Genomic DNA, 13046 nt, shown 5'->3' on the forward strand with positions numbered 1-13046 from the left:
TGACACATGGACTTTTCCTTCACTGAAGAACAAACCCTGCTCAAAGACAGCTTCCAGCGTTTTCTGCAGGATGCCTACGGCTTCGAGGACTACCGCAAGATCATCGAAACCGAACAGGGGTACAGCGCCGACACCTGGGCTCAGATGGGTGACCTGCAGTGGCAGGGCCTGCCCTTTTCCGATGCCGACGGCGGTCTAGGCTACGGCCATATCGAACTGCTGCTGCTGGCTGAAGAAATGGGCCGCGGACTGTGCGTGGAACCGTACATGGCCAATGTGGTCCTGGCCGGCCAGACCATCGCCAAGCTGGCCAGCGCCGAGCAGAAAAGCGCTTTGCTGCCAGGGCTGATGGACGGCTCGCGCCAGATCAGCCTGGCGCATGCTGAACTCGGCGGGCGCTATCAAGCTCTGTGGTGCGAAACCAGCGCCAGCGAACAGGGCGACAGCTGGACGCTGAAAGGCCACAAATCCATGGTCCTGAATGCGCCCAACGCCGATCAGTTCCTGGTGGTGGCACGTATCAGCGGTGCCACCGATGAGGCCACAGGCCTGGGTGTGTTCCTGATCGACAAGGACGCCAGCGGCGTCAGCCTCAAAGCCAACAAGGTGCTGGGCGGCGGCGTGGCCGGCGAGCTGAGCCTGAACAACGTCGCCGCGCAGCGTCTCGGCGGCGAAGCTGGCGAGGTGATCGAAGATGTGCTGGATCTGGCCACCGCCTATTCCTGCGCAGATGCTTACGGCGCCATGCAGGCCCTGCTGGCCAAAACCGCGGAATACAGCAAAACCCGCAAACAGTTCGGCATGCCGCTGGGCGCGTTCCAGGTTCTGCAGCACCGCATGGTCGACATGTTCATCGAAGTGCAGCAAAGCCAGTCGATGATTCTGATGGTGATGCTGCGCTTGTCCGACAGCGACCGGGCCGCACGTCAGAAAGCCGTGGCGGCCTGCAAGGCCTACATGCACAAAGCCAGCAAGTATGTGGCTCAGCAGGCCGTTCAGCTGCACGGCGGCATCGGTGTGACCGAAGAACTCGACATCGGCCACTACTTCCGTCGCCTGACCGCGTTCGGCAGCCTGTTCGGCGATCGTACGCATCAGCTGCGCCGCCTCGCCTCACTCGACAAGGCGCAGCGTCAGGCTCAAGGCAAGCTGGCCAACGCGGCCTAGGCAACAAGCCACAGTGAAAAAGCCCGGTTCGCCGGGCTTTTTTTGTGCCTGGCATCCGGCAGCCGCAAGGCCAGTGGGAACCAATTGGCAAGCTTGTGCGTGCTTGCCAGTGTCACAAAACCCATAAAGAGAGACCTTGCCATGACGACCACGGCACGCGCGCTGGCCTATCCTCGCGGATGGCATCCGGCGGCGCTCCTCATGACCCTGCTTGTGCTGAGTATGCTGCTGGTGCACAACGCCCATGCGGCCAGCAGCACACCCGGCCTGCGCGCCATACTCGGCTCCAATATCCCGGTCGACGAACCCATTCGCGCTGTGGCCATGCTCGACACCGTGCCCAGCGACAGCGATGTCAATGCACTGGCCGCACTGGGCCTGGTAGCCCAGCCGCTCAAGCATCTGCCCATGGTGCTGACCAAAGGCACCGTGACCCAGCTGACCCAGGCGGTGCGTGGCGGTCTCGCGCGCGACGTCTACATCGACAAGGCGCTGGAATGGCATTCGGCCGAATCCACCGCAGCCATGAGTGCCGACATCACCCGTGAACTGGGCTATGACGGCGGCGGTATCGGCATTGCCATCGTTGATTCGGGGATCGATGCCTCGCATCCAGACCTGGAAAATCGGGTGGTCCACAATGTGCGCGTTTACTCGCCTGAATATCTGGACATTCTGGGTGTGAGCGAACCGCTGGGCATCAGCTGGCCAGGCAGCCCGGCCCTGGTTCTGCCCTTCGACAACCTGCCCTACAACAACACCGACACCATCGGTCACGGCACCCATGTGGCCGGCATTGCCGCCGGCGAAGGCGTCGATGACGGCAGCCTCATCGGTGTCGCCCCCGGCGCCCACATGGTCGGCTATTCGACTGGCGAAGTGCTGTTCATCTTCACCGCCCTGGCCTCCTTCGATGACATCCTGGCCAAGCAGGAGGAATACAACATCCGGGTGGTCAACAACTCCTGGGGCAGCCGCTTCCACGTGTTCGATCCCAACTCGCCGATCAATGTAGCCAGCAAAGCGCTGGTCGATGCGGGCATGACGGTGGTCTTCTCGGCCGGCAACGACGGCCTGGAGATGACCACCAACGTTCATTCCATGGCCCCCTGGGTCATCATGTCCGGCTCGGCCACACTGTCAGCAGAAAAATCCGGCTTCTCCTCGTCCGGTCTGATGTTCGACAACAGCACGGTCAAGGAACTGGACGAAAACGGCCACGTGCACTACGCAGGTGATGGCCTGGGCCTGTCGCATCCGGACGTGTCCGCGCCGGGCAGCAACATCACCTCAACCTGCACGCCGACCGGCGTGGTGGTGTGCCCCGGCACCCTGCCCAACGGCTCGGCCGTGGCCTCGGGCACCTCGATGTCCGCACCGCATATGGCTGGCCTGGCCGCCGTGCTGTTGCAAGCCAATCCGGAACTGACCCCGGACATGGTCGGCAAGGTCATGCAGGTCACCGCCGATGCGATGCGCGATGATGCCGCCTTCTGGCAATCGGGCTATGGTTTCGTCAACGCCAAGCGAGCTGTGGATCTGGTCCTGCGCGAAGACTTCTCGGCCGAGCTGCTGGACAGCCTGCAGGCCGACATTGAAGCCCGCGCCCTGGCCGCTCGGCCGTATTCGGTGGTGGCTTCTGATCAGTGGGAATTCATCTCCATCGGCGCCACCGCGCTGGGTCTGGAGAGCTACGACTTCCCGATTGAAGTCAGCGCCGACACCGACGCCATTCGCGCCGGCGTGGCCTTTCCTTCGGATCTTGGCCTGCTTGGCCTCAACCTGCTGTATGAATGGTCGCTAACCTTGATCGACCCGGACGGCAACGAGGTGGCCAGTTCAGAACTGACCGAAATCGGTATCGGGCTGATGCAGGTCGATTTTGACGAACTCGGCATCGAGCGCAAACCCGGCACCTGGACCCTCAACGCCGCGGGCATTCTGCATGTTTCGCAGCCGGGTCTGCTGTGGGGCCATTCAGTCACCGTCGTCGCCAACCAGCTCAAAGCCCAGAACGCCAACTTCGATGAGCCCAGCGGCCCCGAGTATGTGGCCGACGGCGAATTGCACTTCAGCCTGAGCGGCGGTGAAGGCGGCATGTCCTCACCGGAAGGCTGCGCCTACGACCTGCAAGGCGCCTCCGGCCAGCTCAGCCTGGGCGATGCCGATGCGCAGTGCCACGCCGGCACCGTCGGCTATCTGGTCAATTACGGACTGGGTGTGCCGGCCACCTTCACCTCCGCCCCACTGGAACAGGACACGCTCATCGGCGGGGATGCGTTGCTGACCCTGTATCTGGCCACTGAGCTCTATCCGATCTACAGTCTGGCCTTCAGTTCCAGCATTAACTATCAGCTGGATGCCGTTGATAATGAAGGAAATCTGATCATGTCCATCGGGGCTGGAGAAGATTTGAGCATCGTCGGCGCCACACCGGAGCAGGGTCTCTATCCATTCACGCTGCCGCCCACCAGCGTGCCAGCCGGCGCCCAGCTGCGGCTGCAGCTCAACTTCACCGGCGTATACACCTCGGCCATGCGTCTGGTGTGGGGCGGTGACTACGGTGATGCCAGCCTGCAGCTGACCACCGGCAAACTGGTGGATGCGGCGAACAGCGACGACGAAACGCCGTCACGAAGTCTGGATCCCAACCGTGGTGGCAGCACCGGCTGGCCCGTACTGCTGATACTGATCGGTCTGCTGGGCGTGCGCCGCCGCGCTCGCTAAACCGCAGACCTGACCCACACAGGGCCGGAGGCGTTTCTCGTCCCGGCCCTTTTTTTGTGCATCCGAACAGGGAAAAGGCTGGCTTAGCGGGCGCCCGCGCGAACGCCAAGCAGCATCTGGCGCACATCACCACGGGCCACCAGACTGGCATGCAGCAGATAAGGGAAACTGAACATACCGCCCATCACAATGCTCAAAAACCCGAACACATAGCCACGCGGCGTGGCGCCTTCGCGCCACACCACCCAGCCAGCCAGCAACAGCAGATGGATGATGAAATCAACATCGAACTGGCTTCGCCAATTCAGACTGGCGATATCGCCCAGCGCCACAGCAGGCCAGTTGTAGCCTTGCGTCGTCACGGCCAGGATGGTCAGGGCATAAATGGCCAGGGTGGCAAGCACAAGCGAACTGCGAAAAATCGTCATAAAGCGGAGTCCCGTGACACAAAACGACGATTAGAACGCAGCGATCAGCGCACGTCGATAACCTCACAGGTCATCAAAACAGCACATTATTGATCGTTGTACACACGCATCAGCAGACACACAGACCACGCCAATGGTTGGATGGCGAAATACAGCGCCACCTGCCGCTAGATGACCACCATCACCGCGCCAGCGATCCGAGCCTGGCCTGACTGCAGGCCACCAGATCATCCGGCGTCAGCGCCAGCTCGAGACCACGACGACCGGCGCTGACGAAGACCTGGGCGTGATCACGCAAGGACTCATCGGCAAAGACCGGCAGACGTCGCCGATGGCCCAATGGGCTGATCCCGCCCAACACATAGCCGGTTGCGGCCTGTGCTTCGTCGGCCTGCGCCATCGCGGCCTTTTTGCGCCCGGCCAGCGCTGCCAACGCCTTGAGGTTCAGATCGCGGCCAATCGGCACCACGGCAATTGCCAGATCAACATCGTCCAGGCGCGCCACCAGGGTTTTGAACACCGCATCCATGGTCACACCGAGCTGCTCTGCCAGGCGCGCTTGGCGCGCCGCACCCTGGTAGTCGTCCACTTCAATGGTGCGATAGGCCTTGCCTGCCCGTTCCAGCGCTTTGGTCGCCGGGGTCATTGCGCACAAGCCAATGTGGACATCAATGCCGGGTCGCCACGATCGGCGCACCCTTGGTCACGATCACGGTGTGTTCGAACTGTGCCGACAAATTGCCGGGTCGCCCGACCAGGGTCCAGCCATCATCCGCCTCGTCCACCCAGGTGCTGTGGGTCGACAGAAACGGCTCAATCGCCAATACCTGCCCTTCGCGCAATATCCGTGTGTCGTTGGGGTCGTGATAGCCGAGTATGCTCTCCGGCTCTTCGTGCAAGGACCGCCCCACCCCATGTCCGGCGAGATTGCGAATGATGCGAAAGCCATGACGCCGTGCGACCTTTTGTGCCGCCCGGCCGATCTGATTGATCGGTGCACCATCGCGAACCTGCTGCAAGGCCGCACTCAGGGCCATCTGGGTGGCATGACACAAACGCCGCTTGAGAGCTGAACCCGGCGGCACCACCGTGGTGCCACCGGTGTCTGCGTAATAGCCGTCGAGTACCGCCGAGACGTCCACATTGACCACGTCATTGGGTTCAATCCGACGCGCGCCCGGTATACCGTGGGCAGCCTGCTCATTGATACTGATGCAGGTCGCGCCGGGGAAGTCATACATCGCCTGCGGCGCCGAACGCGCACCGTGCTGCTCAAGCAGGCGTCGCCCAAAGTCATCCAGCTCCGCGGTGGTCATGCCCGGCTCGATGTGTTCGAGCATGCTGTGCAGCACGCTGGCGACCACCCGACCGGTGCGCAGGATACCGTCCAGGTCCTGCTGATTCTGAATCGTCATCGCCTCAACCCATCATGCGTGGCAGCAGGTGCCGGCCAAAGCCGAGCTGGCTGCGCCAGTACCCACTGTACTTGGGCAGCCCATCATCAATGTCGGCCACCCGGCTGTGATAGAACATATGCAGGCTGGGCGCCGGCAAGTCCAGCTCATCCGGCAGGTTGGCCACCGGAACAATCACCAGCGTTGGCATCAACGGCATGCTGAGGTACTCGATGGCCGGATTGTCACACGCCGCACAGCGCCCGCGCTGGACGGCCGGCGGCGCGCGCCAGGCGTTGAACTTGACCTGCCCGTCAGCCGGCATGTCGACGTCACGCCCGCGATACAGGGCGATGTCGGCAAACGGGGCACGATTGAATTCCTGACAGATCGTGCAGTGGCACAGGGCGCGCAGCAACGGGGCGCCATGCACACGAAAGCGGGTTTGTCCGCAGCCGCACTGGGCGGCGCCGGGCTGAATATCTTGAGTCATATCGGGTCTCCAGTGCCCGGGCTTATTGATAACGCGCAGCGCTGATGAACTGACCAAAAGCTTCGCACCAGATCACCACGGTGGTGTATTGGCTGATATCCACATCCGGCGGCACACTGAGCAGGAAACCGTCAAACGTGGTGACGTCGCCGATGCGTAGCGTACGGGATTTGATGGCTTCGAATTGCGCCTCGGTCTCGACAAAGTCCGGGCTCAGATACAGCTTGTAATCCGGCCCCGGAGCCAACCGCCCTTGCAGCGCAATGCTGCGCGCGGCCAGGGTGACTTTGCCTTCGCCCCAATGCAGCGCATCGCTGCCGGCCAGTTCACGCCGCAATACGCCGGCATAAACCGCCTCGCGGCTGTGCTCGGCCATGGCTGCGGCGGTCGGCGGCTCCGGCTGAGTCAGCAGCGGCAGGGCGTAGATGCCGGCTGCAAAGCCCAGGGCCAGCATCAGGCCGTGGCTGATCAAAAGCAGTAGTGTTTTCATGCGATCAGCACCTGCTCGTTCAGAGCCTCAAACCAGGCCTGCCAACCGGGATAGCCTTGCGGCGCCCACACATCATGAATAAATGCCTTGGCCTGCTCGGCACTCCACAGTCCGCGCTGCTTTGCGTAGCAGGCATAAAACGCAGTAACGCGATAGTTGGCTGCACAATGCACATGCACCCTGGCCTTGCCCAGCTCATCCATAAGCGTGCAGAAGCGCTCATAATCGGCAACGCTGGGTTGCGCAAAATCGACCGCAAGGTGGTGGTAGGTCAGACCTTGCTGCAGAACCAGCTGCGCCTCACCGGCGACGGCCTGTTCGCTGCTGTCCGGCAGCAGATTGATCACCGCCCGGTAGCCCTGCTCGGCCAGACTGGCCAGACGCTCGGCGCCAACCACACCCGAGGTGGTCAGCTGCGGCGAAACCCGCCGGAAGTTGAAACTGTCTTCAATCCTTGCGCTCATGCACGATGCTCCGCCAACAAGTGGTCATAAAGACTGGCATCCTCGGCCGAAAAACAACAGAACTGAACCTGCAGCGCACTGCCTATGCCGGCCAGTTCCTTGTACACCGTATGCACCGCCACCCGCGCCGCCTGGGCCTTGGGATAAGCGAACACGCCGGTGCTGATCGAGGGAAAAGCCAGACTGTCGAGCGCGTACTCGAACGCCAACGCCAGACAATTGCGGTAGCACGCCGCCAGCAACTCGGGTTCGCCCTCATCACCGCCGCGCCACACCGGCCCTACGGTGTGAATGACGTAGCGTGCAGGCAGGTCATAGGCTGCGGTCAGCTTGGCCTGGCCGACCGCACAACCGCCCAGTGCGCGGCACGCATCAAGCAAGGCCGGCCCGGCCGCCCTGTGGATGGCGCCATCCACCCCGCCACCACCGAGCAAGCTGGTGTTGGCGGCATTGACGATGGCGTCCACCGCCAGCGTGGTGATGTCGGCCTCAACCACGCGCATGTTCATGCTGGTCTCAGACCGGCTGTGGTTCAAGGTGCTCATCAAAGAAGCGCAAGGTGCGCTGCCAGGCCAGCTTGGAGCCCTGGGTCAGGCGGCTGCCGGAACGAAAGCCATGCGGGATGTTGTACACATGCGCCTCAACCCGGTCCCCGAGCTTGTTGATCAGGCGATCCCGGCGCGCCGCAGGACAGAACGGATCAACCCGGCTCCAGTGCCCCTGCAAGCGCTGAATCTTGTCCAGACCGGCCTCCTCATCACGTGGCACACCCGCGCCTTCCATACCCAGCGAATGGTGATACACCACCGGCGCCAGCATGTCTGCACGCATCGCCGACTGGATAACGAAACCACCAGTCAGGCACATGCCAATCATGCCCAGCTTGCCGTTGCAGTGCGGGTCGGCTTTCAGCCTCTCAAGCAATTCAGCCACTTCGCGGTTCGGCCCGCTGCTTGCCGCATTGCGTCGCCCGGCGCTGCGCACCATGGCGCGCACGCAATAACGCGCCGCGCCATCACTGTACAGATCCGGCAGATAGACCACGTAGCCGCGCGCAGCCAATTCCTCGGCGTCCTTGCGGTAGACATCGAGCAAACCGAAGATTTCATGCAGGTACAAAATGCCCGGCGCGGCCGCAGCGTTGTCGGGACGGTGCACTTCCAGCCGAATCTTGCGCTGCGACAGGGCCAGCTCGACGACCTCTTTTATGCTCATCTCAGGACGCTCTCAAAGCATCAGCCACCGGCATGCGTGCCGCGCGCACCGCAGGAAACAGGCCACCAACCAGGCCGATCAGGCAGGCCACAATCATGCCCTGCACCAGCAGGGCGCCGCTCACGCGGAAGGCAAAGGCGACCTGGCTGAAGGTCTGGAAATTCAGCGTTGAAACGCTGTATCCGTTGAAGAACAGATACGCCAGCGCACCGCCGATCAGCGCGCCCAGCAGGGCCAGCACAAGCGCCTCCAGCAGCACTGAAATCACCACCGGGACACTGCCAAAGCCGAGCGCGCGCAGCGTCGCGATCTCGACCGTGCGCGTGGCCACCGCCGCATACATGGTGTTGAGCGCACCAAACAAAGCGCCTATGCCCATGATCACGGCCACGGTGTAGCCCAGACCGGTGATCATCTGGCCCATCGCTTCGGAGCGCGAGGCGTAATAGTCCGGCTCGCGCTGCACCTGCAGCTTGAGCCGCGGATCACTGGTGATGGCGTCCTTGAAGCTGGTGAAGCTGGCGGCATCTTCCAGTTGCACGGTGACGCTGTTCCAAGCGCTGCGCCGCGAGGCCGTGACCAAGGCTTCACGATCCACCCAGATCTCGGATTCATGAACATCACCGCCGGTCTCGAACACCCCGACGATCGGCCAGGCGCCCTCACGCACCTCGACCAGATCGCCGATCTGCAGCCCGCTGAACTGACGCTGTGCGCCAATGCCTACGACCACTTCCCGCACACCCGGCTGGAACATGCGCCCTTCCACCAAACGTGCCTCATGGCGCAGCTTCAGCACCTGCGGCGTGGTTCCGCGCACCACCACGTTGTTGGGCTCGACCGCATCGCGCTTGGCCACATTGGTGAGCATGAACAGCTCGCCAATGGCCAGCGGTTCGCCGGCACTGTTGCTGGCCACACCCGGTGTCTCCGCCAGGATTGCGGCGTGCTCACGGATCACCACGCTGCTCAGTTCATCGAGTGAACCGCTGCGCATGACTATGGCCCGATCATCTTCCCCAGTGGAGGCCAGCGTGGCCTGAAAGCCGGCCCCCATGGCCAGCAAAGCGACCATGACCCCGACCACGCCGGCGATCCCGATCACAATCACCGCCGAGGTACCCAGGCGCGACGGGATGCTGCGCAGGTTCATGGCGGTTACGGCATAGATTTGCTGAATCATGCGTGCTCCGAAAGTGCGTCAACAATGCTCAGGCGCTGGGCCCGCAAAGCCGGTGGCAAGCCCACGATCAGGGCCAGCAGCAAAGCCAGCAACAACGCCGTGATCCAGGCCTCAAGATCCAGCGCCAGCCCCGAAAAACCGGGCATATTCTCAGCCAGCCCTGGCAACAAAAATGCCGCCAGACCCAGCCCGATCAGCGCGGCCATCAGGGTCAGCAACAACGCCTCGGCCAGCACGATCATGAGCAGGCTGCCACCGGAAAAGCCGATGGTCTTGAGCACCGCCAACTCACCGATACGCTCGCGCACCGATTGCATCATGGTGTTGCCGGTGAGAAACAGCAGGGTGAAGAACACCGCGCCGAGGATCGACTGAATAATCAGGCCGATATCACCCATCTGCTTGAGAAAGCTCTGGTTGAAGGCTTTTTCCGTATCGCTGCGGGTCTCGTTGGGCGAGTTGGCGAACTGCGCATCGATGGCCTGAGCGATCTGCCCGGCCTGCTCCGGATCGCGGATCTGACTGATAAACCAGCCCACCGTACCCTGGCCGAACTGACGCGCCTCATCGAAATACTCATGCTGCATCAGCATGTATTCGTGCTGCGAGCGCGCCGCCGGATCACGCGTGTCGAATATGCCAACCAGATCAAACTCCCAGCTGTTACTGCCGTCGGCCAGCGGCCAGATCCCGGCGGTGATGGGTATGCGATCGCCCAACGACCAACCGTAACGATCGGCCAGGGTTTTCGACACCACCGCACCGGTGCGGGTGGTCACGAAGGCCCGCAGCTGATCCTCGTCAATTGTCAGCTCGGAATACACGTCGAAATAACTTTGCGGATCGACCGGGAACTGCGGGAAGAAATTGAATTCCTCCTGGTAGTAACCGCCAAACCATGACGCAAAGGTCACCTGCTCGACCCCGTCCATGTTTTTGACCTGCTGCCAGTAACCATAAGGCAGCACCTGGGTGATGGAGTACTTGCCGGTGGTGACCAAACGATCGGCGCCGGACAGCTCCACGCCGGTATTGAAGGCGGCGTTGACGGCAGTCAGCAAGCCATAGAGCAGAAAGGCCACCACCACCGACAGCATGGTCAGTATGGTGCGTGGCTTGCGCCGCCACAGCGCCGCCCATACCAGGGGCAGATACTTCACGCCGCAACCCCCTGGGCTTCGACCAGCTTGCCCTTGTCCAGATACAGGGTCTGGCGCGCCGCCTCAGCCGCCTTGGGATCATGCGTGACCATCACGATGGTTTTGCCGTGATCGCGGTTGAGCACCTGCAATAGATTGAGAATTTCATCAGCCGTGCTGCGATCCAGATCACCGGTGGGTTCGTCGCAGACCAAAAGGTCAGGATCGCCGACCAGCGCGCGTGCAATCGCGACACGCTGGGCCTGACCACCCGACAGCTCCGATGGCTTGTGCCGCGCCCGGTCGGCCAGACCGACCACATCCAACGCGGTGGCCACATGCTTGCGGCGCTGCGCCTTGGACAGCTTGGTCAACAGCAGCGGCACCTCCACGTTTTTTTCGGCACTGAGCACACCGAGCAGGTTGTAGAACTGAAAGACGAAGCCGACATGGTGGGCACGCCAACGCGCCAGTTGCCCTCCGGACATCTGATCCAGCCGCGCATCACCCACGGTGATGCTGCCGCGTGTCGGCTTGTCCAGCCCGCCGACCAGATTCAGCAAGGTCGACTTGCCCGAGCCCGACGGCCCCATCAGGGCGAGAAAGTCGCCGCGCTCGATATTCAGATTCAACGCATCCAGTACCGCAATGTCCTGATTGCCCCGGCGGTAGCTTTTGGCCACGCCCTCCAGTCTTACCAAGGTTTCTGACACATCAATCTCCCCAAACCGTTCCTTGTTCACAATGCGCAACGCGCTCAGTCGGCCTTGCGCACGGCCATGCCATCCTCAAACACCACGTCCTCTAACGGCAACGCGACCTGATCACCGACGCTCAAGCCCGCGCTGATCAGTTGCCGCTCACCCTGCCGCCCGGCCAAACCCACCGCGCGCCGTTCCAGCCTGCCGTCGCGCCACACATAAACCAGAGCACGACCGCCTTGCGTGATCACCGCCTGCTGCGGCACCGAGACCAACTGTTGTGGGCGCGCACTGTCGTCTTGAGCTTCCGACAAAAAGGCCACCCGCACCCCCATGTCCGGCAGCACGCGGGCGTCTTGTTCAAGCAGCTCGATGCGTACGCGCACGGTGGCCTTGGTGCGATCCGCTGCGGGCACCACCGCAATCACCCGCGCCGGGATGGTCCAGTCCGGATAGGCATTGAGCCGCGCGTTGACGTTTTGACCCGCCTGCACCCGGTTGATGAAGTTTTCATTCACATCAACCTCGATCTCCAGCGAAGCCATATCCACCAAGGTGGCCACACCGGTGCGGGTGTAACCGCTACCTGCAGAGATCGGTGAAATCATCTCGCCAGGCTGCGCCGCCTTGACCGTGACCACGCCGGCAAACGGCGCGCGAATGACGTGGTCGTCAAGCACTTCCTGCTGCACTTGGCGATTACCGGCCGCCACCGCAACCTCACGGATCAAGCGCGCGCGACGGGCGATCTGACTGTCCAGCTCGGCCTGGACTGCATCCACATCGGCATCTGACGCCGCATTGCGCTGACGCAGCTCAACAATACGGCGGCGGCGTTTGCGCACTTCGGTGATCAGCGCATCGACCTCGGCCAAAGCCGCATCGGCGGCGGCTTCCTGGGCAGCGGCCAACGCCAGCTGTGCCCGCGCATTGTTATCATCCAGCCGCGCCAGCACCTGATCCTGTTCGACCCGCAAACCTTCCTCGACCAGCACCTCGCGTACCTGCCCGGTGATCTGCGCGGATACCGTGGCCTGACGGCGGGCGATCACGTAACCCGAAGCATCCAGCACCGAGGCGGCTGCTTGCCCACCCTGCGCCTGTTCGGTCTGCGCGGTCACCAGTTCAACCTGCGGTGCGTTGTCGCGCAGCAACCACCACAGCAGCGCCGCCAGCACCAATGCACTGACGATGAGCAATGGCCACAACCACGGCCGGCTGTTGTCATGCTGGGTATCGCGATCGATTTTGAGTTGCCCCAACAACTCGGATTTGTCATTCATCCCTGAGAGTCCCCGCGGCCATCGTGGCGATAGCCATCCCCGTGTTATCGAACGAGGCCAAGCATAATCGACATCGCGCGCACGTGCTGTGACAGCCAGGCGAGGTGCTGGCGCGGGATCACAGACACAAAAAAACCGGCACGCAAGCCGGTTGGACACAGCGCTGTAGACGCGGGCAACAACACCCCAATAAGCAGCGCGCACAAAAATGCCGGCACGAAGGCCGGCATCTTTGTTTTATATGGCTCCCGAGGACGGGCTCGAACCGCCGACCCAGTGATTAACAGTCACTTGCTCTACCGACTGAGCTACTCGGGAACGCTGTAGAGCGCGGCATTATAGGGATGTCATCTCGTCGCAAC

The 13046-nt window shown here is 62.3% G+C and carries 14 protein-coding genes and 1 tRNA gene; 2 read left to right on the forward strand and 13 right to left on the reverse strand.

Going from position 1 to position 13046, the window contains the following annotated elements; all coding sequences use genetic code 11:
• Positions 1–6: 6 nt before the first annotated feature.
• Together ATO7_RS13915 and ATO7_RS13920 are read left to right on the forward strand one after the other, a co-directional pair.
• Positions 7–1167, forward strand: a complete 1161-nt coding sequence (locus ATO7_RS13915) for an acyl-CoA dehydrogenase family protein (RefSeq protein ID WP_083562670.1) — start codon at positions 7–9, stop codon at positions 1165–1167.
• 141 nt (positions 1168–1308) lie between these two features.
• Positions 1309–3894 carry a S8 family serine peptidase gene (locus ATO7_RS13920; RefSeq protein ID WP_083562673.1) on the forward strand — a complete coding sequence of 862 codons (2586 nt, stop codon included), beginning with the start codon at positions 1309–1311 and terminating at the stop codon, positions 3892–3894.
• Positions 3895–3977: 83 nt separating this feature from the next.
• Here ATO7_RS13920 and ATO7_RS13925 read toward each other — a convergent pair whose 3' ends face one another.
• The 13 genes from ATO7_RS13925 to ATO7_RS13990 form a co-directional block, all read right to left on the reverse strand.
• A complete protein-coding gene (locus tag ATO7_RS13925; RefSeq protein ID WP_083562675.1) occupies positions 3978–4322 on the reverse strand; it encodes a hypothetical protein in 345 nt (114 codons plus the stop codon).
• A 181-nt stretch (positions 4323–4503) separates the two neighbouring features.
• Positions 4504–4968: a YbaK/EbsC family protein gene (locus ATO7_RS13930; protein ID WP_083562677.1), complete on the reverse strand. Its 465-nt coding sequence runs from the start codon at positions 4966–4968 to the stop codon at positions 4504–4506.
• 22 nt (positions 4969–4990) lie between these two features.
• Positions 4991–5737 (reverse strand): type I methionyl aminopeptidase, encoded by a 747-nt coding sequence (gene map, locus ATO7_RS13935; RefSeq protein WP_083562679.1) that lies wholly within the window; start codon positions 5735–5737, stop codon positions 4991–4993.
• A 4-nt stretch (positions 5738–5741) separates the two neighbouring features.
• On the reverse strand, positions 5742–6209 hold the full coding sequence (locus ATO7_RS13940) for a GFA family protein (RefSeq protein WP_083562681.1): 468 nt from the start codon (positions 6207–6209) through the stop codon (positions 5742–5744).
• 22 nt (positions 6210–6231) lie between these two features.
• A complete protein-coding gene (locus ATO7_RS13945) occupies positions 6232–6699 on the reverse strand; it encodes a DM13 domain-containing protein (RefSeq protein ID WP_083562683.1) in 468 nt (155 codons plus the stop codon).
• Positions 6696–7163, reverse strand: coding sequence for a protein tyrosine phosphatase family protein (locus ATO7_RS13950; RefSeq protein ID WP_083562686.1), 468 nt, complete (start codon positions 7161–7163; stop codon positions 6696–6698). Before ATO7_RS13950 ends, ATO7_RS13945 begins: the two co-directional genes overlap by 4 nt.
• A complete protein-coding gene (locus ATO7_RS13955; RefSeq protein WP_206044931.1) occupies positions 7160–7672 on the reverse strand; it encodes an O-acetyl-ADP-ribose deacetylase in 513 nt (170 codons plus the stop codon). The genes ATO7_RS13950 and ATO7_RS13955 overlap by 4 nt, the downstream gene beginning before the upstream one ends.
• 7 nt (positions 7673–7679) lie before the next feature.
• A complete protein-coding gene (locus tag ATO7_RS13960) occupies positions 7680–8378 on the reverse strand; it encodes a dienelactone hydrolase family protein (RefSeq protein ID WP_083562688.1) in 699 nt (232 codons plus the stop codon).
• 1 nt (position 8379) lies between these two features.
• Positions 8380–9561: an ABC transporter permease gene (locus ATO7_RS13965; RefSeq protein WP_083562690.1), complete on the reverse strand. Its 1182-nt coding sequence runs from the start codon at positions 9559–9561 to the stop codon at positions 8380–8382.
• Positions 9558–10721, reverse strand: coding sequence for an ABC transporter permease (locus tag ATO7_RS13970; protein ID WP_083562692.1), 1164 nt, complete (start codon positions 10719–10721; stop codon positions 9558–9560). Before ATO7_RS13970 ends, ATO7_RS13965 begins: the two co-directional genes overlap by 4 nt.
• Positions 10718–11413: an ABC transporter ATP-binding protein gene (locus ATO7_RS13975; RefSeq protein ID WP_083562932.1), complete on the reverse strand. Its 696-nt coding sequence runs from the start codon at positions 11411–11413 to the stop codon at positions 10718–10720. The genes ATO7_RS13970 and ATO7_RS13975 overlap by 4 nt, the downstream gene beginning before the upstream one ends.
• Before the next feature lie 44 nt (positions 11414–11457).
• Positions 11458–12684, reverse strand: coding sequence for an efflux RND transporter periplasmic adaptor subunit (locus tag ATO7_RS13980; protein WP_083562694.1), 1227 nt, complete (start codon positions 12682–12684; stop codon positions 11458–11460).
• Positions 12685–12926: 242 nt separating this feature from the next.
• Positions 12927–13002, reverse strand: a tRNA-Asn gene (locus ATO7_RS13990).
• Between the last annotated feature and the right edge of the window lie 44 nt (positions 13003–13046).

Source organism: Oceanococcus atlanticus, from assembly GCF_002088235.1.
GTDB classification, from domain to species: Bacteria; Pseudomonadota; Gammaproteobacteria; order Nevskiales; family Oceanococcaceae; genus Oceanococcus; species Oceanococcus atlanticus.

Excerpts from the sequence above, each read along its gene's own strand:
- ATO7_RS13980 (WP_083562694.1), bottom strand. The coding sequence starts at position 12,684 with ATGAATGACAAATCCGAGTTGTTGGGGCAACTCAAAATCGATCGCGAT.
- ATO7_RS13965 (WP_083562690.1), bottom strand. The coding sequence starts at position 9,561 with ATGATTCAGCAAATCTATGCCGTAACCGCCATGAACCTGCGCAGCATC.
- ATO7_RS13945 (WP_083562683.1), bottom strand. The coding sequence starts at position 6,699 with ATGAAAACACTACTGCTTTTGATCAGCCACGGCCTGATGCTGGCCCTG.
- ATO7_RS13960 (WP_083562688.1), bottom strand. The coding sequence starts at position 8,378 with ATGAGCATAAAAGAGGTCGTCGAGCTGGCCCTGTCGCAGCGCAAGATT.
- ATO7_RS13925 (WP_083562675.1), bottom strand. The coding sequence starts at position 4,322 with ATGACGATTTTTCGCAGTTCGCTTGTGCTTGCCACCCTGGCCATTTAT.
- ATO7_RS13955 (WP_206044931.1), bottom strand. The coding sequence starts at position 7,672 with ATGAACATGCGCGTGGTTGAGGCCGACATCACCACGCTGGCGGTGGAC.
- ATO7_RS13940 (WP_083562681.1), bottom strand. The coding sequence starts at position 6,209 with ATGACTCAAGATATTCAGCCCGGCGCCGCCCAGTGCGGCTGCGGACAA.
- ATO7_RS13915 (WP_083562670.1), top strand. The coding sequence starts at position 7 with ATGGACTTTTCCTTCACTGAAGAACAAACCCTGCTCAAAGACAGCTTC.
- ATO7_RS13950 (WP_083562686.1), bottom strand. The coding sequence starts at position 7,163 with ATGAGCGCAAGGATTGAAGACAGTTTCAACTTCCGGCGGGTTTCGCCG.
- ATO7_RS13930 (WP_083562677.1), bottom strand. The coding sequence starts at position 4,968 with ATGACCCCGGCGACCAAAGCGCTGGAACGGGCAGGCAAGGCCTATCGC.
- map (WP_083562679.1), bottom strand. The coding sequence starts at position 5,737 with ATGACGATTCAGAATCAGCAGGACCTGGACGGTATCCTGCGCACCGGT.
- ATO7_RS13920 (WP_083562673.1), top strand. The coding sequence starts at position 1,309 with ATGACGACCACGGCACGCGCGCTGGCCTATCCTCGCGGATGGCATCCG.